Genomic DNA, 26,137 nt, shown 5'->3' with positions numbered 1-26,137 from the left:
GATAAACAAAACATACCAATTGGCTAAAAACGGTGGAAAAATAATTTTTCGAATTTTAAGTGTGATTGAGATCTCTTTCTACTGCGTTGGATTTAAATTGATTGTCGTTATGATTGCTCGAGTTAAATATATTCCAATAACAGGTGTAGTATGCAAATGGTAGAAAAGAGTGATGCCGTTATTAATAACTCGAAGTCATCATCGAAAAATAAAAATTTCAAAGAAAATATACAGTTATTAATCACTGCACTTGGTGGTGAAGACAATATCGTGAGTATCACGCACTGTATGACAAGGCTGAGATTCAAATTAGCCGACGAAGCGCTGGTAGACGAAGAAGCGATCAAGCAGATCGCAGATGTGAAAGGTGTGGTACTTCAACAAGGCCAAACTCAAGTCATCATCGGTGTTGAGGTCGAGAAGTGGTTCAACGCACTATCAAATACTCAGCAAGCTGACGCTAACCCTGCAGATGAGTTAGAGAAAGGCAAGCTGTTCCAAGGCGTGATGCGCATTGTCGCGGGTATCTTCGGCCCAGTAGTTCCAGCGATTGCCGGTGCAGGTATGTTAATGGGTCTACTTTCTGGCCTTATCGCAACAAACGTTATCTCTGAAACCTCAGACACGGTTTATTTCTTCCGTTCAATTTCTGTCGCTGTGTTCTTCTTCTTGCCTATGCTGGTCTCTTTCTCTGCCGCTAAGGTATTCAAAGTAAACGAGTACATCGCACTTGCTGTCTCCTCTGCAATGCTAGCACCCAAGCTAGTAGATAAAGCGGTGATGCTAAAAGATGCTGGCGCGGCTCCTGAGCTGACGGTGCTAGGCGTGGTTCCTATTGAACTGCTTAATTACGGCGGCGCGATTGTTCCTGCGATTCTAGCAATCTGGTTATTGTCTAAAGTGACACCTCTAGTTGACCGACTGGTACCCTCTTCAGCAAAGCCAGTATTTACGCCACTGCTTGCCTTTACGGTGACTTCAACCATCACACTATCATTTGTTGGCCCTGCAGGAATCTGGCTAAGTAATGGCGCAGGTTGGGTAATGAGTTCACTACTGGAAATCTCTCCCACGTTAACGGGCTTTGTGTTTGGTCTAACTCGCCCGATTACCATCGTATTTGGTATCCACCACAGCATGACGCCAATCAGCCTGAACAACTTTGCACTGTATGGTAAGGATTTACTTATGCCGATCATGTGCTTAGGTAACATGGCAATTGCTGGCGCGACAATGGCTATCTGGCACAAGCAACGTAAAACGGTTTCTAAAGAGCAATCTTCAATTACGATGGGCTCAAGTGTTACCGCTATCTTAGGCATCACGGAACCGGCTCTATTTGGTGTACTCACGAAATACACCAAAGCGATGATGACCGCGAGCTTGGCTGCAGGCGTGTTCGGTGCTATCTCGGTAACAATCGATACGCACTTAACAAGCTACATTCTTTCTTCTGTATTCAGCTTGCCAGCTTACCTTGCAGGCGGTACGCAAAACTTCATTCAAGCACTGATGGGCGTGGTGGGTGTATTTGCACTGTCTTTCGTCCTAACGATGTTGTTCGTAAAACTAGACAACAAGTAATCGGCTAGTCTCACTCCCGTAAGATTAGAATCGAAAAAGCATGACCATATCTCATTATGGTCATGCTTTCCTCAATACGAACAAACCCAACCTTTCCTTTCTAAGGCTATATTATGACCCACATCGCAATCATCGGTGAGTGCATGATTGAACTGAATGGGCTCCATTTGGCAACATGCATCAAAGCTATGGTGGAGACACATTAAACGCGGCAATCTACTTGAACCGCAGCGCTGCGGTTAGCAATCCCATGAACTGCAATAACACTGCGAATCCAGCGATACGAACAAGCTATGTCTCGGCGCTTGGCTCAGACGCTATCAGCCAAGAGATGCTTAACCGATGGCAAGATGAAGGACTATCAACCGAATTCGTGCTTATTGACGAGCAGCGTTCACCCGGGCTCTATCTCATTCAACTCGACGATGTTGGTGAGCGCACCTTCCTATACTGGCGCAACGATTCGGCGGCTCGCTACATGGTACAGCACCCCGATTTCGATAAGATAGCCAACCAACTTCACGATGTTGATATGGTGTTTCTGAGTGGCATTTCCCTCGCGATACTGCCACACAGCGATCAGCTAAAGTTGCTCACTATCATTGAAGGCCTGCGTGAACGTGGCGTTACCATCGCCTTTGATAGTAACTACCGACCAAAGTTGTGGAGCTCAGAGGCCGCAACTAAAGAATGCTATCTATTAGGCTATAAAACGACCGATATAGCCCTAGTCACATTCGATGATGAACAACTGTTGTGGAGCGATCAAACGCCACAAGACACCATAACAAGGCTGCATACGCTCGGTGTCAAAACCGTTGTTGTCAAGCTTGGTGCTGAAGGCTGCTTGATCAGCGAAAACCCCGCAAATGAGCCAGTAAAAATCACAACGACACCTGTCGAGACTGTGGTTGATAGCACCTCTGCTGGCGACTCTTTTAACGGCGGTTTCTTATCTTGCTATCTCGCTGGAGGTTCTATTGAAGAAGCCTGCCATCAAGGTAATGCATTAGCCAGATTGGTGATTCAACATAATGGCGCAATCATCCCAAAATCCATCACCGACACTCTTTCAAACTGATATTAAGAAGTACACATGTCTACAATTAACGAACAGCTAAACGCACTTAAAGTTATCCCTGTTATCGCCATTGATAACGCAGAGGATATTATCCCTCTAGGCAAAGTATTGGCTGAGAATGGGCTTCCCGCCGCTGAAATTACGTTCCGTTCAGACGCCGCTGTTGAAGCTATCCGACTGCTTCGAGAAGCTCAGCCTGACATGCTGATCGGCGCGGGCACCATCTTGAACCGTGAGCAAGCACTCGCAGCAAAAGAAGCGGGCGCAACGTTTGTGGTTTCACCGGGCTTTAATCCGAACACAGTTAAAGCATGCCAAGAGATCGGCATCGATATCATTCCAGGTGTGAACAATCCAAGCACCGTTGAAGCGGCATTAGAGATGGGCCTAACAACCTTGAAGTTCTTCCCAGCAGAAGCATCTGGCGGCATCAGCATGGTGAAATCGCTCGTTGGCCCATACGGCGATATTCGACTCATGCCTACAGGCGGTATCACGCCATCAAACATCGATAACTACTTAGCAGTGCCTCAAGTATTAGCTTGCGGTGGTACATGGATGGTGGACAAGAAGCTGGTTATAAACGGGGAGTGGGACGAGATCGCACGCCTAACACGCGAGATTGTTGAGCAGGTGAATCACTAGTCTATGTCATTCAGGTAAACAGAGCCTGTTTAGTTTCTAACAATAAAGCCACAGCACTTTGGTGAGGCTTAATTATATGATCCGCCTCACTCTCAAGCCCTTAAGCTTAGAGTCGGCTCTCAGAGTGAGGTGAACCAAATATCTTCTATCCATACTTTAGGTATCGACCTAGGTAAACATTGCTTCTATGCTATCGCACATAACCGTTGTGAGGTGGAGGCGCTTCGTCGCAACCGACTCTTAACCTTTCTAAGTGAAATAGAACCAGCAACTATTGCTTTTGAAGCCTATAGCGATACTAGTTTGATCTCACACAGAGTTTAACCTCAGCCAGCTGTCCAAAAAGGAGTCATAAAGCAACAGAACTAACACTCACAGAAAGAAGTGACGCTGAGTGGTTATCAAGGCTTACTTCTGCTCTACTGACCTTTATGAGCATTCAACCTTGGATGTCTTAACTGTTCAAAAAATACATTCACACAGACAAGTAATGGGACCCCTACTAGCATTCCCATAGAGCCCCATAGCCAACCCCAAAATACAAGCCATACAAATAAAATCAGCGGATTGAGACTAAACCTTTTCCCCAGTAATGTAGGAGTAACCAATTGGCTTTCTATCAAATTAATCGCCAGGAAGATCGCAGCGACCGTCAATGCGTAGCTAAACGACTCAAACTGTATAAAAGAGACTAAAGCAAAGCACGTAACTGAAACCATCGGGCCAAGATAGGGGATAAAATTCATTAAGCCTGCAAAAGCGCCCCAAAGGAAAGGGTCTTGCAATCCCATCATATAAAAAGCAAAGCCAACAGTGAGTCCTAAGCAAACATTAATGATGGTGATGGCGCCTATGTAACGAGACAAATCCTTTTGAACAACTTTAACCAATTCAACAGCCCTACGCTTATCTGAAAAGCATTCAAAAAGAGATAAGCTTTGAGAATAAATTTTTCGACCGTAACTCATCATGAAATACGCCATAAGAAACGCAACCAACAACTGAGTAACAATGGTTGGTGTTGTCGTAAGCACTGATTCTATAATGGAAAAAGCCGTGTTATTGGTAAGCCCATCATTGGTAACAGTACTACTCATGGAGAACCCGGTGGCGTCAGTTAAGCGACTGTTTTGAGTAACCTCACTCACTTCATTAGATACATTCTCAACCAACATTGGTAATTTTGACCACCATTGCTGAGCGGGCTCACTCAACATATTCAAACTAATCACAACAAAGCCAATAAAACCAATAAGTACAGCCATTACGTTAATGACTCGAGGGATACCGAAGCGAGTAAGGTAGTTAACTAGAGGGCTACATAGCAAAGAAATAAAAGCACCAAAGATGATTGGCAACAAAAATGGCTTGGCGATATGTAATGTAAAAATAGACATCATGAGAACAGCAAGGAGCATAAAACTAGTTTGCAACACACTTCGTTGTCTAAGAATACTGTATTTTTTTGATGTCATTTTATTCCTATGAGTAGAAGGTTTTGTTTTTGAGGCTTCGTCAATTTGAATCAGGCACTCGATACCGTCAGCCAACACTAACTTGAATCAAAATGATGGTTACTTAAGTAAATTAAGTATTAGCGATAGCTGTTTATAACCAAAAACAGACGATTTAAAACGATGAGTTCGATTCAAAATTACAACACCAAGGCCTGTGATGCCAAGAGCATACAAGGGGTACTTGTGAACAAACTCTTTTCCTTTGTGACGAATAAGTCCCATACAAAGTTCAACTTGACGAGCTCTACTTCTCCCCTCAAGTCTTTTCATTTGAATCTGTCTTTGTCGATTTTTGAGTGCTGACATGTAACCCCTCCTTCAATTGCTCTTTCGTACATTCAAAACCTATAAATTGCTTTAAGTAACTAGAACGAAGTACCAAGCATATTAGAATCAAACCGAGTGTGAATATAAACGCGCCGTAACCCGCTAACAGATTCAAAGTGAAGTAGTAGATCACTACTCCAGCACCGACGGCGATACTAAAAAGAAACAGCGGTAACAACGCAACAAAGAGGAGCTGAAACACAAGACGCTTTTTAAATGCATCAACACTATTGCGAAACTCCAATAAGAAAAGCTCTAAGGTCGATTGAGACCATTGCTGGGTATGTGTCTGTAATATAGCTAAGTCTTTCCACAATCCATTTAACTCAGAAGCAGAACGTTTAAGATCATCCACCTTACGATCGCTCGATTTATCATTGGCAGAGTTTACTGGGTCATTTTGACTATTTACCTGCATAACGGTGCTCTCTCAATTGCGATGTTGATATATGGCTATTTGATTAACTTCGAGACAGCCCAACCAGCGAGAAACGCACAGCCAACACTCAATAATGGACGCTCTTTAATGATGTTTTCCGCTTTCTCAGACGTGTTCTTCACACTTTCAGAGCTGGCCTCGAGAGTTTCATGGACCGCCTCTTTCACATTTTCGATAACTTCTACTGCGGCCTCTTCAGCTTTTTCATAAGTTTCTTCAATTTGTTGTTTGGCTTCTGAATTTTTAGCGTTTGACTTTGGCATAAGTTTTCTCCTTATTTGATTATCATAAGCCAGAGAATAATATTAATACTATTAATCTCTAGCTACTTTAATAATCAATGCTAGCATCGTGCCAACTTTCACAAGTACCAGAATAATTGAAGATAAGCTCCCATATCATTAATAAATGGCATTAATCAATGTAATAATTTCACTAGAAAACATCTATTAATGTATTTTTTACAAAAACAAAGTAAAACCTTAGACGAAACAAGCTGAATATAGGGTTATTAATTGGCATAAAAAATGCAATAAACCAAATACAGCTTAGAACCAAATGAGGATTCATGAGAAACCAAAGTATATTATCTATTGTTAACCTGATAAAAAGTGGAAATATTATTTACGAAAAAGCGATATCCAACATAAGAAGTGAAAAGATGGCAAAAAATCTTTTTGATATCTACACGGTAAAGAAATGTGCAGAGTTAAAGTTACAATCTTTAACTTACTACTCAAAAATACATCAAGAACAGATACCCGCTAGTTATACGATAAATGCCAGAGAGCGCTGTATTGAAGCGGAAGATACAAAAGGTAAAAACAATCAAGAGCTCTATTTAAAGCACCTAGAAGGTGTCGAGACAAAGATCATTTCCGACATTGAATCACTGCTAGAAACTAACCCTGATTTAGAAGGGAGAAGAAGATTAAAAGTGGTAAAAAATGAAATGGAATCATGTCGAGACCAAATACACAACATGCGTCAGAATTAGTTATTAGCGAATGATGGTTGGAAATCAGAATCAAAGAAAAGGCTTATTTTAATTCTTATAAATCAACTGAAATTATAAATACTACTGAGATGAAAAGGAGTAATGATATGTTGTTTAAAAAGGACAATGATCCCCTTGAGGTAATTCACTATAAAGGCATAGAAAAAATACTATGTACATTGAAAGATCACTACTTCTCATGTGTTGACCTAATTGAACAGAAAGCACATGGGAACATTGCAAGAGCTGCAAATCGATTTATAAAAGTTGAACGTTCATTAATAAACGAAGTAAACACCAAGTTCTGCATTAACAATGAAGTTAATAACAATGACATATTGAGTCAGCCCCCTGCGTTAATTGTTAGTTATAACGATATGTACCAGAGTAATTTAAGCCTAATTTCTTACCTCAAAAACACTATTAGAAAGTTTAACAATCAACATATGTCTGCTTTTTTCTCCTATTGGGTTGCGGCGTTGCAAGTTGAAAATGATGAGATAGCAAAGCATTTGTAACAGATATAACCCATCTAAAATAGATACGATTAATTAACTTGAGAAGAGAATCAAAGCCTACAACACAATCATTAAACAGTGGGAATAATCTAGGTTTAATTCTGATCTAATTCTGACATCACTCAAAATAAAAAGCGTCGAGGCATATTGCCTTGACGCTTTTTTACGAGAGGGACCGCTATGTTATTCTAGGAAGCGTCATCGACAGCCCCAGTCATCATTCTAGACAGACTTTTACCGCCTTTGGGATCAAAATCAAGTGTTCTAATCGGAAACGGTATTGTCATTCCAGCCTCTGATAATGACTCTTTAACCGCTATAATACCGTCGTGCTTTGCGTCCATATAACCAAAACCTCCTGGGTACTCAATCCAAAACCAAACCAATAAGTTAACGCTACTATCAGAAAAGCTTGAAGCGTAAACCGTCGTATCTTCTTTCCGACTAACATAAGACTTTTGGTTTATCGCTTTGGTTATCACCTCAGCGGCTCTTTTGGGACAGTCTGCGTAGGAAATCCCCACAGGGATCTCGACCCTTCTTCGTCCTTTTCGACTGTAGTTCGTCAAAATATTTCGGAAAACCATCTTATTGGGAATCATGACGTGTTGACCAGAGAACGTTTCAACCAGTGTATTTCGTAAGTTTATTTTGACTATGGTACCCATGACATCGTTGGAACCAACAACATCGCCAATTTTAAAAGGTTTACGAATACTCATTGTAATACCTGAAATGAGGTTCTCAGTCATATCTTGAAAAGCAAAACCGATAGCTAAACCTAGAATACCGGCACCGGCAAGCAACGATGTAACCGTACCTTGGAGCCCAACAAAATCTAACGCGACAAAAAATCCAATAGTAACAATGGTAACCTTAACAATAGAAGCCAGTAAGTTAATGACTTCTTGAGAGTCGACAACTCTATTGCTCAATCTTTTAAACAACTTACCGCTTATGTTGGCAACAAAGATAAAAATAAGAAACGTAACAAAAGCAACAATCAGGTTAGGGATAAGTTTAATTGCTTCAACTAACCAATGCTCTAACTTACCCTCTATCAGATGCTGAAACTTCTCTAAGTTAAAAGAGAGATTCATGTCCATGGTGTCTCCTTCTTATTCAATATGCGGATTATTCAATACATTCATGGAATACAAACCGTTAAGGCTTGCTTATCAATACTTATCTCCAGCGAATCAGCCGAATACGTCTCTCCATCAATCACGTATGAAATAGGTCGGTCAGAATCAATTTTAACGAGCTGTGCCGAAGCATAAGTAAAGTAACTAGCTTGTTCTTTCGCTCCGAGACTCGATAACAACAGATCAGATAGAGCGATAGCTCGTTTACTAAGTGAATTTGTGTTTTCCAAATAGGTAATATGCAGCTTCCCATCATCCGGCCTAGGAGGCTGTCCCCCTTGAGCAAGCACAGTACTAAAAGGGGAAGAGTTCGCCACGACCAAACTTTGTAATTTCATACTTTGTGATGGTTGGTCATCGATTGAAATTTGAAAGTGTTGATTATCGTCGGTGATTACTGCATTGAAGAACCCAGTCAAATACGCGAATTGTCCTTTTTCATTTTTTTGTTCTCGATGTGCGTAATCGATCATCTGTTCTTCAAACCCAATACCAAGAAGCAGTAATATTGGTTGTTGATTACAGAACGCCAGATCGATTCTTTTTGAGTTGCCAGATAAAATAGCCTCACACGCTTTTTCAACAGGCGATATTTTCGAGGTCAATCCATAAAGCATATGACATAGAGCGTTCGCGGTACCCAAAGGTATAATCCCGAGTTGTGTATCAGTCTTCCTAACTTGCCTTGCGACTTCACTAACCGTCCCATCGCCACCTGCAACGATAATATGCGCAGTATTCCGGTCTTTGGCCTGCTTAGCTAATATTTCTGCTGATACTTCTTGGCTAGTAAGAAAAATATCTAAACTGTACTTTCTCGTAAGTTCACGAATAACCTGTTGTTCATTCGCCAACCATTTACCACCACCTGCAACAGGGTTGGCAATAAGGCAAGCTTTATGGCCAAGAGTGAGCAAACCTTTATCACTGATTGCTTGAAGTGTTTTTAGTTGTAGATGGTTCAATTGGGCTGTACTTCGCACGTCGTTAATACTTTTCAAGACCTGCTCTACAGTAAGTGACGAATTTTTTGCTAAAAGGTAGGCAGCTACGACAAAGACAGAACGTCCTCGACCGAGAGCACAATGCACAACAACCGATCTAGATTGATTGATTTGGGTATCGATCCAATTTATAGCATGTTTAAGCTTATGCGTTTTAGGGACTTTATGATCAAGAACCGGGGTGTTTAAATAGCGAAATTGATCACCGGTCATTGCACTTTCTAAACCAGAAAACTCAGCTGTAACATCTACAATACAATGGATGTTTTGAGATTCTAAGAACGATAAATCTGAAGGGAACAAACGACGAGATACATATAAACCTTTTCCAACCTTCTGTATTGGTTCAACTTTATCTCTTTTAATTGCCCATGCATTGTACAGTCGAACACCTAAGAAGAATGGAATGAAGATCCATCTAATCCACCACACTATTTTCCCATCGCTAGTCTTCCTAAATATTGACGGCATATCGAAGATGTAGGCAACACTAACGATGAACATCGACAAACTACACCAGGCAAAAACACCACGGATTATTAGCTGTGGTATAAGAGCAGCAGCAAAAAAACAAGCTATAGCAAGAAGCATATAATATTTAATAATAAACATGTTACGCCTTAATTTATCCGTGAATTTAAATATATTTATCCGTAAATTTATCTATCTCTAAATTAAATAAAAGAAGGGCTCAAGAATGAGCCCTTAGCTTGATAACAAAGCAGTTTTATACTTATTTAAAGAATTTGATTACTTCGTGATTCAAGCAACCTCTTTTTCATATTTACGAGCTAATGTTTCTTTTTGTTCAGTATCTAAGACTCGACCTGCGGTTTGAAAAAAACGCTGCTCTTCTTCTTCTAAATGATGTTCAACCTTATCTTTTAATGTTTTCATTAAAACAAGCCAAGCTGGTGAAGACATCTCTGTATCATCGAGTTGAGCGAGTATTTTGTCGATTCCATGATGTTCAGCGATTCCATGTCTAGTCATGTCAATGGATTGATCACTCTCGATCAAAGGTGCATAAAAATGGCGCTCTTCTGCAATCGCATGCTTGGTTAACTCATCCTTAAGGTTAACATAGAGTTCTTGCCTAGCTTGTGTGTCTCCCGAAGTTTGGAGTAACGCATCCATCAAAAGTCGTTGCTTTTCATGACTGTCTTTGAGCACATCAAATATATTTTTCATGTCTAATTCCTACTTCATTGGTTTATTTTTATGAGGATTTTGGCATCTCATTGCACTCTAGATGACAGTTCTAGCAATCTTCATCTTTCGCATCTAAATGCTCTTTAATATTTTCACAGCTATCTTCTATTGCGTTTTGAGTATCCTCTACAGCCTCATCTACATTTTCCCCGGCTTGTTCCATCGGACCTTCATCACTACATGCCGCAAGTGCAAATGTAATACCCACAATAGTTAAAAAACGGTAAGCGTTCGATTTGATGTTCATATAAACTCCTAATGTTTGTTTTTATTCAGCAACATAATTACCACTAAAACCAGTAGTGATATTGCAAATATATAAAATATGATCTTTGCTACTGTCGCAGCAGCCCCAGCGATACCACTAAATCCCAAGAGGGCGGCAATAATTGCGACAATAAAAAATATTAGCGACCAGCGAATCATCGTTATTCCCCAATTTTTAATAAATTACCAATTGTAGAGAGGTTAAATAATATTTAATTTATCCACCACTCTCTCTACATTCGGGGTATTATTTGCTATAGATAAAGCTAAGTCGTGTTCACTGCTTGATGAAACTGAACCTTTCAAGATAACCACACTGTTTTCGGTTTCAACTTGAATATCGCTACCACTAACATTGGTATTCATTAATAAACGAGTGATTACCAGTGTCTTTATGTGAGCATCAGTCAAAGCTTGTACGGCTGCGGGTGTTTTTTCTTTGTCTTCATCAATCACTGTAAGTTCGTTTTTTACAGACTTAACGTCATCTAGGCTTAGCACTAACTCTTCTGCCAAATCTTTCTCTGTTTCATTTTTAACCGAGCCAGTTAAAGTAACCACTCGATTTTTAACGTAGGTGTTGATGTCAAATGAGTTTAAATTAGTATTCAGTAATAAAGTCGTTTCTGCTTTTCCATCAATCCACGCATCGAAAGTTTCTTTTTCCCACATGCTATTAGCAAAAACAGTTGATGAAGAAGTTGCAATCAAAGTAGCTAATAATATTTTACTTGCAGTATTTCTCATTAATTATCTCCTCTAGTTAACTGACACTTGTACAATTGCAACCAGCATGCCAACTTTTTAACTGACTGAAAATAAAGGATTTACACTTTAATTTTGAAAATTTACCATTGGTAAAATAATCGGAGGTGTATTAATTACACGAGTATTTTGTAAAAATTATCATCAATGGAGATCCTAGAATAATTAATATCAATACTGTTAATTAGCCACTTCTACTATCAGTAATATTGTAACTACATTTAAAAGGTGGCGTATAGTAAATGATAGATTCATATTTTAAGGACATCATGTTATTATCAAGGTCGTTTTCTGTCGTACAAAAAGAGAGTTAAATCATGTCATTACCGACACTTTTTATAGAGTTAAAAGATGAATTATTGCGGTCTAAAATAAACTCTCTAGATGAATTATCAAGCTTTGAAATAATTCAAAGTACTATGGATGTTCATTGGATTGACAAGCTACAACAACTGCAACCAGATACTGCTATTGTTGAAGTCTCTCGATTTACTAACGATGATTTTAAGTCCTTATCGAGTGCAACAGGGTTGGACGAAATGGACTTGATTATTATCAGTACAGGTACGCCAAACAAAAATTTAGACATGATGATGAACCATGGCGCAATCTTCCATTATAGAAAGCCCGTCGACATGCAAATATTGGAAGATACCCTTGCAGACTTCAGTCAATACTTCCTCCAGAAGCAGGAAGAAGGGCGTAAAGTGTCCACCAGCGATTTAGACCAGTTCGGTATGTTAGTCGGTTCTTCTAAGCCCATGCATAAGCTGTATCGAACTTTAAGAAGAGTCGCGAAGACTGACACCAATGTTTTGATTGTCGGCGAAAGTGGGGCAGGTAAAGAATTAGTCGCACAAACGATTCACCTTGCCAGTGATCGTAAAAACCAACCTTTTATTGCGATCAACTGCGGTGCTATCAGCCCTGAGTTAGTTGATAGTGAATTATTTGGTCATGAAAAAGGCGCTTTTACAGGGGCGAATCGCACACACCAAGGGGTGTTTAGGCAAGCAGAAGGTGGCACATTGTTTCTCGACGAAATCACCGAAATGCCACTTGAACACCAGGTCAAATTACTACGAGTTTTAGAAACAGGTGAATATCGCCCTGTAGGCAGTAATGCAACGAGTATCGCTAATACTCGAGTCATTGCAGCGACAAACCGAGATCCACAAGTCGCTATTGAAGAACAGTTTTTGAGAGAGGATCTCTATTTCAGGTTGGCTCACTTCCCCATACATGTCCCTCCATTGCGTGAAAGAGGCGACGACATCGTCGGCTTAGCAAAACATTTTATTTCTCATCGCAACGCAAATGAAACCACTGCGAAGACCATTTTCACATCAGCGCTTCAAAAAATATCAGCCCATGCATGGCCAGGGAATGTCAGGGAATTAAAACACTGTATTGAAAGAGCTTTTATATTGGCAGATGAGACGATTAAAGATGAACACCTAATTTTTGATACTCCGCCTTTAGAAACAGGGACTACCGTTGAGGATATGGTTCCGGCGGGTGTTTCTCTTGAGAAGATTGAGAAAGCGGCGATTATCAATACGCTCGAAGAAAATGAAGGCAACAAAAAGGAAACAGCACAAGACTTGGGAATCAGCATCAAAACGCTTTATAACAAGCTCGATAAGTATCAAGAGTAGTAATACTCATATCTGATGTTGCTGTGTGATCAAAATAGATACAGGCGATCGTTAATTTGCAGTTGATGTTTTGCTTTTCCATGAAAATTTAACAGTGGAGGGTGAGCCCTCCACTGTTAAATTTTATGCTGCATTCACCGATGTCTCGGTTCTTTTATCTTGGTCAAAGAATTCTTCATGCAACGCGCAAATCGCTTGTTGATACTTGTCATCACTCACAACAAATTGCACATTTACGTTTCTCATAGACGAATGTAATGCAATAGGCGTAACACTATGGTTCATCAAAGCCAATACACCATTAGCGAGCGTTTTATTGGTATCAATTTGAGAACCGATCGCTGAGATTATAGCGACCATTCGACCTGAAATAGATGCCTGAGGGTAACGTTTCTCAGCCTTATAAGACACCTTGTTTAAACTCTCGGTGCTACCACCTAGATAATAGGTAATAGAATTGGCGTTCATCTCTTTACCAATAAGGTTCACTCTAGCATCTGCGATAATCTCCATTAACTCATAACTAACATTGTCCGCCTTACCGACCATTCCCTGGTCAAAAACGTGTAACGCATATACCTTCTGTTTTCCGGCAATGATCTCAATGTGATTAGTGTCTGGTCGGTAATCAGAAGAAATCAGTGTTCCCTCATGTTCTGGCTCGAAAGTGTTTTTGATTTGCAGTTCTATGCCACTTTCTCGTAACCCAGCAGCCGCATTAGAGTGAATAGCTTCCATACCAAGGTTAGCCAGTTGATCGGCAACATCATAATTGGTTGCCCCAATCGGTTTAACCGAACCTACACCAACGACTTTTGGGTCAGCCGAACTAAAATGATACTCCTTATGGATGATCGCCAATGAAGCCTCAGTAATAGTAGCGATACGACTAAACGTCATCTCACTGTAACCACGATCATAAGTATGCATCAAACCTTCTTTGCAATATGCATAACCAGTTACTATGGGAAGCTCCTCAGTAACATCAATGTCAGAGAAAGCCTCTCTAATGGTATCGTCCAAACTTTGAGGGGTTTTGTTGTCCCAACCAGAAAGGTCAACAAAGGTCGAGTTTATACCAATGTTTTTTAATTTAAGAGCCGTGTTGTATGCACTATGTGACTCTCCAATTGAAGAAAGAAACTCTCTAATCTGTGGTAAATAATGTCGCAGTGAAAACTGTCCGTATTGACACGTTTCAAGAATATTAGTGATACAGTTTTTAGCTTCTGAAATACGAGACCGGATGAACTTATCAGCTCTCATACGATTCATTGGATCCGCAAAAATATGCTCATTGGTCAATAGCATGCGGCGTTCAATATAAGATAGAGCATCCTTCCACGAATCGTCACGCATCGCTATCAATTGATAGATACCAGGCTTACCTGTTTTTTTACATTCCAACAATGCATCCGTCATACCGCTGTATGCGGACACAACAAAGATTCGGTTATACGGATTTTGAGGGCGGAGAATAATATTGTCGAGCACAGCATCAAATGCTGTCATTGATGTACCGCCGATTTTTTCTACGGTAAATGTCATAAAAGACCTTTTGTTCTTGAAGAGATTAAAGACTAAATAATAGGGAGCGGGGTGAGATATCACCCCTGAAGATATGGGTTAATCAACGAGTGGATAAACGCCGTTTTCATCGTGTACTTCAGCGCCAGTAATTGGTGGGTTAAACACACAAGCCATTGTCATTTCTTTGTTTTTATATGCGCGTAAATAATGCTCGTCATTCTTATCTAGGATGTACAGCGTACCGGGTTTGATTGGGTAAGTTTTACCACCAACGACTTCAATCTCTCCTTCACCACTCATACAAAACACAGACTCCAAGTGGTTTTGGTAATGGATATGTGTTTCTGTCGCTTCGTAAATTGTTGTGATATGAAAAGAAAATCCCATATTGTCATCTTTCAATAACATGCGAGTACTTTCCCAGTTATCCGATACAATACGTCTTTCACTATTACGACATTCATCAAGTGTTCTAACAATCATTTTACTCTCCCTATTACGATGCTTTCTTGAAATGCTTGGTTGCTACCACTTCAACTGAGTCTTCGAACATAGTTAAACCTTGCATCAATTCCGATTCTGAAATGGTTAATGGACAAAAGAACTTCAAGATTTCATCGTTTGGACCTGCGGTCTCAATTACCATGCCCTTGTCAAAACACACTTTTGCAATCTCATCAGCTGTGTTCCCATCTTTACATTCAATGCCAATCATCATTCCGCGTCCCTTGCGTTGAACAAATAGCTCAGGGAAACGCTTGAGATTGCGTTGAATGACATCATCGACCATGCTTGAGCTACGTTGAATATGATTTTCAAAATCATCATTTGACCAATACATTTCTAACGCTTTCGCAGCAGTAATGAACGCATGGTTGTTACCACGGAAGGTGCCGTTGTGTTCTCCCGGCTCCCACTTGTCTAGTTCAGGTTTTAATAAAACCACAGCCATCGGTAAGCCATAACCACTTATCGACTTAGATAGCGTAACGATATCTGGTTTTATACCTGAAGGTTCAAAGCTAAAAAACGTTCCTGTTCGACCACAACCGGCTTGAATATCATCCACAATAAGTAGGATATCGTGGGCTTTACAGATTTTGCTTAACTTCTGTAGCCACTCATTTGAAGCGACATTTAACCCACCTTCACCCTGAACCGTTTCCAATAAAACGGCAGCAGGTTTATCCATACCAGCGGAATTATCGGTTAACATCGTTTCAAATAATTTTAAACCATCGATTCCAGCGTAACCTTCAAATGGCAAACGCGTAACGTTGTTGAGATTTGAGCCCGCACCTTGCCTGTGGTGTTGGTTGCCTGTAGCAGCCAATGCACCCGCCGTACAACCATGAAAACCATTGGTAAATGCAACAATACTGCTTCGACTTTTTACTTTTTTCGCCAACTTAATCGCTGCCTCAACCGCATTTGTTCCTGTCGGGCCGGTAAATTGAACTTTGTAATCTAATGCTCGAGGTTCCAAAATAAAGCGACTAAGAGCTTCTAGGAATTCAGCTTTGGCTTCTGAATGCATATCCAAGCCATGTGTAATTCCATCCATTTCAATATACTCAAGTAAAGCTTGCTTAAGTATTGGATTGTTATGACCGTAATTGAGAGATCCTGCTCCAGCAAGAAAATCGAGGTAACGATCACCTTGTTTTGTTTCAAGCCAGCAGCCTTTTGATTTAGCAAAAGTGACTGGAAAACTATTCGAGTATGAACGTACGTTAGATTCCTGCTTTTTAAAAATATCCATGATAAGGCCGTTATTTGATTCCTATAAGTTAATGATTATTTAAGGGGTATTCGATACAAATACTCAGTATCGTGCAGCCCTTTAAAATGAACATTTTCATCTAAGAAAGTGGTCACTTTTCCAGTGCTACTATTTTTTGCGTCTAGCTTTTTAAAGAGTGCCCAAGACGCTTGATTTGACTTAGTAATGGTTGTTTCAATAGCTTCTATACTCTTCAGCCACTCTCGACGAAGTAAGCTGTTCAACATCTTGTAAGCTAAAGAGTGACCTCTAAATCGAGGGGCAACTGCAACTTGCCAAATAAAGAGAACATTAGGCTCACTCGGTTTTTGATAACTCGAGATAAAGCCCGCAAGCTCACCTTTGTTCTCAACCAAAATACAAGTTTTACTAAAGTGAGTGGATTGCAAAAAATTGCAATATGACGAGTTGGTGTCTAGTGGCGGACATTCTGAAATCAGTCGATAAATGTCGTTGCCATCTGAAGCTTTGGGCTCGCGAAAACTCCATTCTTCACTCGTTTTTTCTATCACTTCTGGACACAACACCCAAGGCGCTGATGTAATCATACCGAGAAATTCCTTTGAACTCTAATTAAATTCCTTTTTATTATGAGCATTTACCCCCTACTAAGATCAACACCTTAACTTTAAAAAACAAAAATTAGTGATATGTATCACATTTAATAGCGGTCAGCATGAATTAAATAATACTTTGAGTTCTAATGTATTTGATCGGTGGAGATCTTAAGAAAATGTCTTTAACCGAATAAGCGTCAAAAGAAGGTTAGAGTCATTAGTAAATTATGTGCTCAGATTGCCAATCAAGCGGCATAAATCACCAACACTCTCAGTGTTGAACATTCTATCGAGTAGATAACAACGCTTCGAATGGCAGTGACTCGCTATCCACTATTAAAATATCGGCCTCAAAAACAAAAAAACCTAGCGAGAGCTCGCTAGGTTTCTTATCTAACATATCGATGAATAATGAACTCAGAGGAAACGAGTCCAGAAATATCAGCTTGGAAAAGGTTTACTTCAAGGGATCATTGTCAGGCAATGCTTTATGTATCCATAGCGCCAGACGCTTTTTAATGTTTGCCCCATCAAGCTTACTTTCCGGTAACGGTGTGATCTGATTGACTTCAACAAGGAACAAGTACACCGCTTTAACCTTTATCGGTTGGGATGAATTTGGCAAATCAAAACCTTGTAGCTTAGCCATCTTAAAACCGACTTCAACTGCTTTTTTTACCAGCTTATCTTCATTAATGATCTTCGCGGTTTTCGACATATCATCTCCATCATCTTTATCGAATGAATATTGAGTATATCAAACCGAAAAATTCACAAGATTACTTCGCTCTCAATTTGAGGAGTCACTTTGATAAATAACATAAAACGAATAACAGGCTCTAGGATGACTCTAATTCGCTTGATAGTTACGCCACCAATACCTGTACGCAAACGGTCTCTTAACAGAACACTCAATAAATGAGATCTTAAGTCAAAAAACAAAAATTCGAATAATATTTGACTTAGCATTCCAAAGAATACGGAATATTATGATGTTCATTTTGAAAGTTAAAATTCAATAAAAGATCAATAAACTGCTGTTATTTAACTGGTTTAATACTAATTCGACTTAGATCATATTTACAACCAATTGTAACCAATTGTTATTTACAAAGTACTCACTAAGAAAATAGGATAAAACCACTAATTTTATACTGGTGTTGAAAATGCGTTACCTCTGGGCTTCATTCTGTCATAAAAATCCAATTCCGGGTCGAATTGTTCATATCCTTGTTATGTTGATAGCGCTAGCTTCTATCACCATTCCATTGATTTCAAAAGACGCCACAACCATCTTAACTTCACTGTGTGCTGCTCTAGTCTGTTTCGTCGTTTTTGTCTTCTTTGCGCTCGCCGACAAAATGCGCTCAGGCATGCATTAATCAACCAATCAGTTCTCTATCACCAAGCATTCTCTTTTTAAAAATTCATTATAAAATGCTGGTTACCAAATACGGAAAAGCCCAAAGTTATTAGCTTTGGGCTTTTCTTCTATAGCGAATTCTTACATATTCCAAATAGCCTGTAGTTAGAAATTACAGCTATCAATCAGGCATGACCACAATACCCATGGTTTCAAGCAGTTGCTCTTGTTGCCAAGCGACAATTTTAATCCCCGACGTGTCTACCTTGCGAGGGTCTAACCCTTCTAATTCAGCATGACATAAATTAGCACCTTGCATACTGAATTGCCCCCATACGTCTTCCGAGAACACACCTCGGCTGAGATCAGACTCTTTCAGAGACGTGCCGCCAAGGTAAGTACCTATCCAACGGTTCTCAAACAGCTCGCACTTCTCTAAACAAGCTTGCTCCAAGTTGGTGTATGACAGGTTACAGCCCGTAATATATGCTGAGCAAAAGTACATTCTATTGCTTACCTGATTGGCAAAATTCGCACGAGTGAAGTTCGCCCCTTTCAGGTCGCATTCACGTAGCTCAATACCATAACAATTCGCGTTACTGAAATTCGCCATCGCCAACTGACAATTCTGAAAGCTTGCATCTCGTAAGTCGGCAATATCAAAGTGGCATCCCTCAATATCGCCTTGTTCGATAAACTTACAGTTAATAAACGTTGCATCACGTAAGTTCGAACGTCTGAAATCACAACGGATAAACGTGCAGGCTGTAAATGTAAGCTCTGATAAGTCTTGCTGAGCAAAACTGTGGTGATGATAAGTGCTGTTATTGGTGTCCATTTAGCCCCCTAAAGAAATTAAGCTAAGACTACCATTGCGATCTTAAGAAAACACCAAATTAAAAACCAACAAAAACAGCAACTTAAAACACCCTGATTTAGCCATTTTAAGACACCAAACAAGCCCTTTAAGGTTATTATTTTCGATTTGTAGGGCGTGCTTATCTTGAAAAAAGTTTTGTCGCTTAGAAGTGCCAATAAGAGAGAAAGTTACTTTGACGAAACGAGTCAATTATTGACCGCGTCCTAACGCGCTAGACTGGACGGTTGGTATGTTGCTCGTTACACTATTCCTCATTCTCAGCATAAAGAGTAAGAACAATGAAAGACATGCGACAAGCTATGCTCGATGCAGGGTTTAGCCTTATTAATGAACACGGGTTTGCTGGTGTTGGCCTGATGAAAATCATCAACCAAGCGGAAGGCACTAAGGGTTCTTTTTACCATTACTTCAAATCCAAAGAACACTTTGGTGAGATCCTTCTTACTAACTACTTTGATGAGCATCTCGCTAAGCTAGACGACTTTTTAAGTGATGAGTCGCTTTCTCTTCGTGACCGCGTAAAAGCCTATTTCGAGTTTTGGTGTGCATCGAAACTGACTGAAGACTTCAATATCCAATGTCTTGTCGTAAAACTGGCGGGAGAAGTATCTGGGTCTGCTAACCCGTTGCAATCGACCATGGCAGAAGGCGCTGAAAAGATCATCCTGCGTATGGCAAAACTGTTTGAAGAAGGTAATGAGGCCGGTGATTTCACTATCGCAGAGCCCGAATCGCTTTCTCGAATGCTTTATGGCCTATGGCTAGGCTCAACGCTCATGGCCGCCATGCAGCGTAACCGTTCGATTCTAAACAATGCCATGGAAGAGACTCTTCTCGCCATGAGCCCAGCCCAAGAATCGGCTGACTAGATATACCCGTTACCAAATACCAAATACCAAATACCAAATACCAAAAGGCTCGCATAATTTATGCGAGCCTTCTATCTTACTGTAAATATTAACTAAATTTACTCACGCCTACTCCGCTACCCCAGACGAGACGGAATATTATTGGCTTTGAGTAAGGCCTTAATAACCGGGTCGATATGCTTGAAGAAGCTTAGCCATCCTTCACAGAGATAATTTAACCCAGCCTCTCCATCTCGGCTTTTGATGATGCGGTTTTTAGGGCACTCGCCATGGCATGCAAATTTAAACTCACAGGCTTGGCATTGTTTCGGCAGAGACTTCTGTTTGGCGAACCCAAAACTCTGCTGCTTTGGCGAGAAGGCTAAAGTTGAAAGTGCTTGCTCCTGAATATTACCTAGCTGAAATTCAGGAAAGACATAATGGTCACATGAATACACATCGCCATTGGGCTCAACCGCTAACCCTTTTCCGCAGATCTCACTCAAGGTACACATGGTGCTTTCTCTGCCCATCCACACTCCGACAAAATTTTCAAAGTACGGCACTAATACCCGACCAAAATCGTGCTCAAACCACTCGTCAAAAACGGTAGTGAGGAACTCTCCCCATTGCACAGAATCGACACTCCAAGCTTCAACCTCGCCTGATACGGGAATGATCGCTTGTTGGTTGCTCAACCATTTATTGTTGGTATGAGCCTCACGTTTATCGACCACAGGAATAAACTGCAACTGCTTCGCACCCACTTCATCACGCAGAAAGCGATAAACCTCTAACGGATACTTTCCTGTCACATCATTCACGCAGCTTAGGGTCGCGAACTCGACGTTATGCTGCTTCAAGTAGTGAATACCACGCATTGTTTGAGAAAAAGTGCCTTTGCCTGCACGGTTGGTTCGGTAGTGATTGTGTAAGTGCTCTGGGCCGTCAATGCTCACACCAATGATAAAGTCATTTTTTTTGAAGAACTCACACCACGCATCATTCAGTAACGTGCCGTTGGTTTGAAGGTCGTTGCTGATCTTACTGTGGTTAGGACAATATTTTTTCTGCAGCTCGACGACTTTTTGAAAGTACTCAACCCCCAACAAGGTAGGCTCTCCACCGTGCCAAGAAAAGATGATTTCAGGCGTATTCTGCCCTTCTATGTACTGCTTGATATAACGCTCTAACAGAACTTCATCCATCGTATATTGAGAGCCTTTTGGGTAATCAAGCAGCTGTTGTTTTTCTAAATAATAACAGTAGGTGCAACTGATATTACACACCGCCCCAATCGGTTTTGCTAACGCCTGAAGTTTGCTGTGTGCTTTGCCATTGAACTGCGGAACTGAACTCAAATTTGATAGCGATAATGTCGTCATGAAGAGTGCCTCGATGTAAAAGTTATTGTATTAGCCAAAACAATTCGTAATTCCTTTACACGGTGTTCATCGGCCAACCAAGCTTGATGGCATTAGGTTGGCCGAGTGATTTTTTCCTCTATTTCACGTTTTCAAACGGGTTCCACGCTTCGTCAACCGGGACGATATTTTGCGCTTTTTCGTATTCTTGATATTCAGCGACCATTTCAAGGAACAGATCTGGCATTTGGTTTCTCAAGTCATGTTGCTCAGCTGGATCTTTCTTGGTGTTGTATAAGTGCCACTCACTGTCGCCACCCATTCCCGTAGAAATTCGGATGATCTTATGATCACCTTTAAGCAGAATTCCGCTACCAAACAATTCAAATGGAATCGCATTGTTGGCACTGTGCACGTCTGCCGTTTCCCCTTTGAAGTAAGGCAACAAGCTCACACCACTCATCGGCGCTACTTCTCTACCTTGATATTCCGTTCCTGGATGATCGACCTCTGCAATCTCAAGAATCGTGGCTGCAATGTCCTTCACTTGAGATAAGTCATCTGTTTGAGTTCCCGGTTGCAACGCATCTTCACCGTCTAAAAGCGCTTTGGCTGGCTTAACGATAAACGGCACACGGATACCGCCCTCTGCTGTATAAGCTTTGTACCAAGATAGGCCACCGGTTGAAGCACTTGCCCACTCAGGTCCAAGTGACACACTGGAGTTCGCCTTACCCAAATTTTCAGTCGAATTATCGAAATGATGAGCAGTCCACGTTCGGATCAAATCACTGATATTTTCACCGGTAATATCCGCAGCTTCTGGGCCGTTATCCGCTAGGTACATGGTGTAAGTATTATCGTATTCCCCGATTTCTTTCAGGTAATCAACTATCTGACCGACTTGTTGGTCCTGCATTTCCATCATGCCCATCGCGACAGCCATTTTCTTGCCATACCACTTTTGTTCTTTTTCAGAGAGCGAGTCCCAAGGTCGGCTTAATGCGTTACGATCTGAAATATCGGCGTCTTTTGGAATCACACCCATCTCTTTCATGCGTTGGAAACGATCTTCTCGAACCGAGTCCCAACCATGTTCAACGTAGTAATCGACTTTATCTTGATAGGCAGACTCAGGCGCTTGCAGTGGTAGATGAATACCGGTGAATGGGACGTAGGCAAAGAAAGGCTTGCCGTCGTCTTTCTTGCTGTCGATCATCTTGATGATCTCGTTGGTGTAAACTTGGTCTGAGTACTCGCCTTTGTAATTATCCTCAACCACTTCACCGTTGCGGTAAGTTGGCTCAACTTCAACACCGGGAATATCGCCTTTTTGCAGCGCATCCGCTGTCGCAGCGTTTTTGGCTCGGAACATCATATCTCGGTTAAAGTGATTCGAACCGCCCGCTAAAATACCATAACTCTCACCAAAACCTCGATCATCAGGTAGGAAGCCATCCTCGTGCCCCAAATGCCATTTACCAGAGAGGTAAGTGTTATAGCCGCTCTCTTCAAGCAACGTGGCGACCGTAACACCTTTCTTGGTGAGGTAACCTTCATAACCCTGCTTACCAATAGCGCCCGGATAGACGGCATAATCAAAGGTGCCTAACCCAACCTCGTGGCTATTTGCTCCGGTTAACATCATAGAGCGCGTTACCGATGAGGTTGGTGACGCGTGAAAGTTAGTAAACTTAACCCCCTCTTCAGCCAGCGCCATTAGGTTTGGTGTATTGGCTTCTGAGCCATAAGGCTGTGTATCGGCAAAGCCCACATCATCGCCAACAATGACAACAATATTCGGTTTTTCTGATTCAGCCGCCAGAGCAGCACTGCTTGCCGCCGCCATTGCCGTGAACACTAAAGATTTCTTGAATGTCTGCATAAGACGTTCTCCAATTTCTGTGATTAACTTGTTTCAGTAATTAACTTTTCTGCGAGTAACTTTTTCTGTGAGTAACCTGAGTTAAGATTTGAATTAATGCGCGGCTTGCGACATCCAATGTAATAAGTCGAGCGCAGGGTCATACTCTTGAGCTCCAGCCATAAAACCACTCATAATCGTTGATACACACGTTGTATAAGAAGATGCCAACAAACATCGACTTCTCAAATGCGCTGTAAATCATGGTTGAGGTACGCAGCGATTTGTACTTCGCCGAGAACATCAACAACACACCAATACAGCCAACCACCACACCCCAGTGTTGATAAGTACCGAGCAAATACTCTTTGTTTTCCATCATGGTATCGTTGTACGAGAACAGCGTCTGCATACTCCAATCAGGCGCTAGGAAAGTGGAAAAAGCCGTCGCCGTTAAGAAACCTGTAATCATCAAATACGACTTGATCGTACGTTCAAAAAAACGTTCCAACATAAAAGTAACCTCTTAAAATAATTTCGTGAAAATAACTTTTTGAAAAATAAACAGTGTCATACCAACAATGATTTACTGGCCAAGCATGCCCATCACTGCTGTTTTTAATTCGTTGTCTTCTTTTGAAAACAGATGCTTAACTCGATGATCTAAACCCGTTTCCAAGACTGTTTTGGCGTGGGAGAAAGTAAGGAAACCTTCTGTTCCGTGATAGTTGCCCTGACCTGATTCACCAATGCCACCAAACGGCGCGTCATCAACCGCTAAATGAAAAACACAGTCATTAATACACATGCCACCGGAGTGAACTTGGTGCTTAACCTGAGCCTGTAAGCTCAAATCAAAGCTCATTAGGTAGAGTGCTAACGGCCTTGGTTTGCTATTGATGACTTGGAACGCCTCTTCGACATTGCGATACGTAATCAAGGGCAATAATGGGCCGAAAATTTCTTCGTTCATCACCTTGGATGACAGGCTTGGTTCAACAATCAGATGTGTCACCAGTCGTTGGCAATCTAAGTCCATCGCTTCGTCATGGCAGGCCACTGTTCGCGTTCCAGCTTGTCGTTCTTCATTCAACAAACCAACTATACGGTCGCATTGACGAGGATTGATTAGGGACGTCAAACTCTCGGAATACACCCCTTCATCGAACAGCAATTGGTACTGTTTTTTATACTCTTGAATGAAAGATTCAACTTTCCCTTCAGGTAGCAATACATAGTCAGGAGCCACACACACCTGCCCGTTATTGAGGCTCTTACCATAAATGATTCGCTCAACCGCGATATCAATTGGCATGTCTTCTGCAACGATAACCGGTGACTTACCACCTAGCTCTAGCGTGACTGGAGTTAGCGTGTCAGCCGCTGACCTCATCACTTGGCGACCCACTTGGGTTGACCCCGTAAACAGAAGATGATCAAACGGCAACGCCGAAAATGCGGCTGCGATTTCTACCTCACCTTCAACCAAGCACACCTCATCGGATTGGAAGACTTCCGCCAATAGCGCTCTTAATACTTGGTTCGTCGCTGGGGTAAATTCACTCATCTTGATCATGGCGCGATTGCCCGCAGCCAACGCCGAAATAAGCGGGCCGACGGATAACATGATCGGGAAGTTCCACGGAGCAATGATCCCGACAACGCCTTTGGGTTGATAAACCACTTCAACACGAGAGGTTGAAAGCAAAGGGCCGGAATGACGAATCGAAGATGTCGACCAATGAGGTAAACACTCAATGCTGTGATCAATATTTCCGATACAAGGCAATATGTCGGCCATCAAAGTGTCTTGTCGACTGCGGTGACCATAGTCCTCACTCACGGCTGAACACAAACGATCTGTATAGTCGATAAGCGCAGATTTAAGTGCAAGCAACTGCTCAATTCTCACCGATACCGCTGGCATCGGGTTCTGTGCAAAAGCTCCCTGCATGTTGTTCAACGTCATGGTCATTTGTGTTGGCGTCAATTCGTATTTCATACATCACCTCGTGGTTAAGATGAGCACACAATAATACAAGTCAGACCGGTCGGTCTACATCTTTATTGTCAGAGAATCGTCAATGCATTTTTGAATACAAATAAATAGGGTGGTTACAACGTAGGGTTAAAATTCAGGGCGATTAAAAAGAGAAGGGCGTAACGAACAGGCGGTATAACGAGAAATCTCACATGGTGAGATCAAAAATGGCCGCTTAATGCGACCATTTAATAACTCTTTAAGCTTTTGTTTTAAATAAATAATTTAAAACTAACGTTAGCTTTTGGCTACGTTTGCAATGCCTTCAAGCTGAAGCACTGGAGCAGCGTCGATGTCTTCTGCGTTCATCATTGCTGATACACGCTGCATCGAAGAAAGCAGTAAGCTTTGCTCCCACGTCTCTAGGTTTTGGAATTTTTTCACGAAGTTATCTTGCAGCGGCGGTGGCGCATTGTTTAGCAACTCTTGACCTTTTTCAGTCAGGTTCGCGTGTACTTTACGGCGGTCCGATGAACTGCGAACACGTTGTACATAGCCATTCAGTTCCAAGCGATCGATGATCGTGGTTGTGGTGGCTTGGCTTACATTGGTGTGATTAGACAATTCTTTGATCGTCACATTACCCATTTCTTGGATTGCTCTCATTAAGATTAATTGAGGGCCAGTCAAACCATACTCTTTACTCAGCTTCTTCGAGTGTAAATCGATAGCGCGAATAATTTGGCGAATAGCGACCAGGATTTCGTCATGTTTGTCCAAGATGCAGACCTTTGTACTAATATACTGT

27 protein-coding genes and 3 pseudogenes are annotated in these 26,137 nt (G+C 41.3%); 8 read left to right on the top strand and 22 right to left on the bottom strand.

The window, feature by feature from the left end:
- Window positions 1–150 precede the first annotated feature (150 nt).
- From AB4486_RS07505 to AB4486_RS07495, 3 genes and pseudogenes are all read left to right on the top strand, one after another.
- Window positions 151–1,584, top strand: a complete 1,434-nt coding sequence (locus AB4486_RS07505) for a PTS transporter subunit EIIC (protein ID WP_372112828.1) — start codon at window positions 151–153, stop codon at window positions 1,582–1,584.
- Between the two features lie 113 nt (window positions 1,585–1,697).
- Window positions 1,698–2,665, top strand: a pseudogene (locus AB4486_RS07500) (sugar kinase).
- Window positions 2,666–2,680: 15 nt separating this feature from the next.
- Entirely contained in the window at window positions 2,681–3,310 is a 630-nt protein-coding gene (locus tag AB4486_RS07495) for a bifunctional 4-hydroxy-2-oxoglutarate aldolase/2-dehydro-3-deoxy-phosphogluconate aldolase (RefSeq protein WP_229647613.1), read from the top strand.
- Window positions 3,311–3,729: 419 nt separating this feature from the next.
- Here AB4486_RS07495 and AB4486_RS07490 read toward each other — a convergent pair whose 3' ends face one another.
- The 4 genes from AB4486_RS07490 to AB4486_RS07475 all read right to left on the bottom strand — a co-directional run bounded on the left by AB4486_RS07490 (window position 3,730) and on the right by AB4486_RS07475 (window position 5,856).
- The gene (locus AB4486_RS07490) at window positions 3,730–4,785 is read right to left on the bottom strand and encodes an AI-2E family transporter (protein ID WP_102428895.1); all 1,056 of its coding nucleotides are present in this window, start codon (window positions 4,783–4,785) and stop codon (window positions 3,730–3,732) included.
- A gap of 99 nt (window positions 4,786–4,884) precedes the next feature.
- Window positions 4,885–5,097, bottom strand: coding sequence for a hypothetical protein (locus tag AB4486_RS07485; protein WP_102333542.1), 213 nt, complete (start codon window positions 5,095–5,097; stop codon window positions 4,885–4,887).
- Complete coding sequence (locus tag AB4486_RS07480) at window positions 5,084–5,572, bottom strand: hypothetical protein (protein ID WP_065583857.1); 489 nt, start codon at window positions 5,570–5,572, stop codon at window positions 5,084–5,086. Before AB4486_RS07480 ends, AB4486_RS07485 begins: the two co-directional genes overlap by 14 nt.
- A 35-nt stretch (window positions 5,573–5,607) precedes the next feature.
- Window positions 5,608–5,856, bottom strand: coding sequence for a hypothetical protein (locus tag AB4486_RS07475; RefSeq protein WP_010431939.1), 249 nt, complete (start codon window positions 5,854–5,856; stop codon window positions 5,608–5,610).
- Between the two features lie 305 nt (window positions 5,857–6,161).
- Here AB4486_RS07475 and AB4486_RS07470 point away from each other — a divergent pair, with 305 nt between their 5' ends.
- Window positions 6,162–6,590: a DUF2383 domain-containing protein gene (locus AB4486_RS07470; RefSeq protein WP_010431941.1), complete on the top strand. Its 429-nt coding sequence runs from the start codon at window positions 6,162–6,164 to the stop codon at window positions 6,588–6,590.
- 107 nt (window positions 6,591–6,697) lie between these two features.
- A complete protein-coding gene (locus AB4486_RS07465; protein ID WP_372116870.1) occupies window positions 6,698–7,108 on the top strand; it encodes a hypothetical protein in 411 nt (136 codons plus the stop codon).
- A 188-nt stretch (window positions 7,109–7,296) separates the two neighbouring features.
- On the opposite strand, the gene AB4486_RS07460 is transcribed toward AB4486_RS07465, so the two are convergent.
- From AB4486_RS07460 to AB4486_RS07435, 6 genes are all read right to left on the bottom strand, one after another.
- Entirely contained in the window at window positions 7,297–8,214 is a 918-nt protein-coding gene (locus AB4486_RS07460; protein WP_017065202.1) for a mechanosensitive ion channel family protein, read from the bottom strand.
- A 41-nt stretch (window positions 8,215–8,255) separates the two neighbouring features.
- The gene (locus AB4486_RS07455) at window positions 8,256–9,869 is read right to left on the bottom strand and encodes a diacylglycerol kinase family protein (protein WP_372116868.1); all 1,614 of its coding nucleotides are present in this window, start codon (window positions 9,867–9,869) and stop codon (window positions 8,256–8,258) included.
- Between the two features lie 150 nt (window positions 9,870–10,019).
- Complete coding sequence (locus AB4486_RS07450) at window positions 10,020–10,448, bottom strand: hemerythrin domain-containing protein (protein ID WP_010431952.1); 429 nt, start codon at window positions 10,446–10,448, stop codon at window positions 10,020–10,022.
- 70 nt (window positions 10,449–10,518) lie between these two features.
- Window positions 10,519–10,716 (bottom strand): hypothetical protein, encoded by a 198-nt coding sequence (locus AB4486_RS07445; RefSeq protein ID WP_010431955.1) that lies wholly within the window; start codon window positions 10,714–10,716, stop codon window positions 10,519–10,521.
- Between the two features lie 8 nt (window positions 10,717–10,724).
- Window positions 10,725–10,895, bottom strand: a complete 171-nt coding sequence (locus AB4486_RS07440; RefSeq protein ID WP_372116866.1) for a DUF1328 domain-containing protein — start codon at window positions 10,893–10,895, stop codon at window positions 10,725–10,727.
- A 42-nt stretch (window positions 10,896–10,937) separates the two neighbouring features.
- A complete protein-coding gene (locus AB4486_RS07435) occupies window positions 10,938–11,483 on the bottom strand; it encodes a BON domain-containing protein (protein WP_017065851.1) in 546 nt (181 codons plus the stop codon).
- A 335-nt stretch (window positions 11,484–11,818) separates the two neighbouring features.
- Between AB4486_RS07435 and AB4486_RS07430 the strand changes: the two genes are divergently transcribed.
- A complete protein-coding gene (locus AB4486_RS07430) occupies window positions 11,819–13,159 on the top strand; it encodes a sigma-54 interaction domain-containing protein (protein ID WP_372116865.1) in 1,341 nt (446 codons plus the stop codon).
- A gap of 123 nt (window positions 13,160–13,282) precedes the next feature.
- Here AB4486_RS07430 and AB4486_RS07425 read toward each other — a convergent pair whose 3' ends face one another.
- The 5 genes from AB4486_RS07425 to AB4486_RS07405 form a co-directional block, all read right to left on the bottom strand.
- The gene (locus tag AB4486_RS07425; RefSeq protein ID WP_017065849.1) at window positions 13,283–14,707 is read right to left on the bottom strand and encodes an aspartate kinase; all 1,425 of its coding nucleotides are present in this window, start codon (window positions 14,705–14,707) and stop codon (window positions 13,283–13,285) included.
- Between the two features lie 78 nt (window positions 14,708–14,785).
- Complete coding sequence (locus AB4486_RS07420) at window positions 14,786–15,172, bottom strand: ectoine synthase (protein ID WP_010431969.1); 387 nt, start codon at window positions 15,170–15,172, stop codon at window positions 14,786–14,788.
- Between the two features lie 13 nt (window positions 15,173–15,185).
- Window positions 15,186–16,451, bottom strand: a complete 1,266-nt coding sequence (ectB, locus tag AB4486_RS07415; RefSeq protein WP_372110430.1) for a diaminobutyrate--2-oxoglutarate transaminase — start codon at window positions 16,449–16,451, stop codon at window positions 15,186–15,188.
- A gap of 35 nt (window positions 16,452–16,486) precedes the next feature.
- Window positions 16,487–17,020: a diaminobutyrate acetyltransferase gene (gene ectA / locus AB4486_RS07410; protein ID WP_010431975.1), complete on the bottom strand. Its 534-nt coding sequence runs from the start codon at window positions 17,018–17,020 to the stop codon at window positions 16,487–16,489.
- Between the two features lie 466 nt (window positions 17,021–17,486).
- Window positions 17,487–17,747 carry a DUF5062 family protein gene (locus tag AB4486_RS07405; protein WP_102333544.1) on the bottom strand — a complete coding sequence of 87 codons (261 nt, stop codon included), beginning with the start codon at window positions 17,745–17,747 and terminating at the stop codon, window positions 17,487–17,489.
- A gap of 448 nt (window positions 17,748–18,195) precedes the next feature.
- On the opposite strand from AB4486_RS07405, the gene AB4486_RS07400 reads away from it, so the two are divergent.
- Window positions 18,196–18,411, top strand: coding sequence for a hypothetical protein (locus AB4486_RS07400; protein WP_029235681.1), 216 nt, complete (start codon window positions 18,196–18,198; stop codon window positions 18,409–18,411).
- 162 nt (window positions 18,412–18,573) lie between these two features.
- On the opposite strand, the gene AB4486_RS07395 is transcribed toward AB4486_RS07400, so the two are convergent.
- A complete protein-coding gene (locus AB4486_RS07395) occupies window positions 18,574–19,230 on the bottom strand; it encodes a Qnr family pentapeptide repeat protein (RefSeq protein ID WP_372116863.1) in 657 nt (218 codons plus the stop codon).
- A 320-nt stretch (window positions 19,231–19,550) separates the two neighbouring features.
- Between AB4486_RS07395 and AB4486_RS07390 the strand changes: the two genes are divergently transcribed.
- The gene (locus AB4486_RS07390) at window positions 19,551–20,141 is read left to right on the top strand and encodes a TetR/AcrR family transcriptional regulator (protein ID WP_256799254.1); all 591 of its coding nucleotides are present in this window, start codon (window positions 19,551–19,553) and stop codon (window positions 20,139–20,141) included.
- Window positions 20,142–20,257: 116 nt separating this feature from the next.
- Here AB4486_RS07390 and AB4486_RS07385 read toward each other — a convergent pair whose 3' ends face one another.
- The 6 genes and pseudogenes from AB4486_RS07385 to AB4486_RS07360 form a co-directional block, all read right to left on the bottom strand.
- Window positions 20,258–21,505 carry an anaerobic sulfatase maturase gene (locus AB4486_RS07385; protein ID WP_372116861.1) on the bottom strand — a complete coding sequence of 416 codons (1,248 nt, stop codon included), beginning with the start codon at window positions 21,503–21,505 and terminating at the stop codon, window positions 20,258–20,260.
- Window positions 21,506–21,623: 118 nt separating this feature from the next.
- On the bottom strand, window positions 21,624–23,369 hold the full coding sequence (locus AB4486_RS07380) for an arylsulfatase (protein WP_372116860.1): 1,746 nt from the start codon (window positions 23,367–23,369) through the stop codon (window positions 21,624–21,626).
- Between the two features lie 93 nt (window positions 23,370–23,462).
- A pseudogene (locus AB4486_RS07375) lies at window positions 23,463–23,531 on the bottom strand (sel1 repeat family protein); the annotation flags it as partial.
- Window positions 23,521–23,862, bottom strand: a pseudogene (locus tag AB4486_RS07370) (hypothetical protein); the annotation flags it as partial. The pseudogenes AB4486_RS07375 and AB4486_RS07370, both read right to left, overlap by 11 nt.
- A gap of 72 nt (window positions 23,863–23,934) precedes the next feature.
- The gene (locus AB4486_RS07365; RefSeq protein ID WP_372116858.1) at window positions 23,935–25,350 is read right to left on the bottom strand and encodes a coniferyl aldehyde dehydrogenase; all 1,416 of its coding nucleotides are present in this window, start codon (window positions 25,348–25,350) and stop codon (window positions 23,935–23,937) included.
- 276 nt (window positions 25,351–25,626) lie between these two features.
- Window positions 25,627–26,109 (bottom strand): MarR family winged helix-turn-helix transcriptional regulator, encoded by a 483-nt coding sequence (locus AB4486_RS07360; protein ID WP_372116856.1) that lies wholly within the window; start codon window positions 26,107–26,109, stop codon window positions 25,627–25,629.
- Between the last annotated feature and the right edge of the window lie 28 nt (window positions 26,110–26,137).

This window comes from Vibrio sp. 10N.222.55.C6 (assembly GCF_041473395.1).
GTDB lineage: Bacteria > Pseudomonadota > Gammaproteobacteria > Enterobacterales > Vibrionaceae > Vibrio > Vibrio crassostreae_C.
Note: the sequence above shows the minus strand (reverse complement) of the source record. Positions and strands in the feature narration are given on the sequence as shown.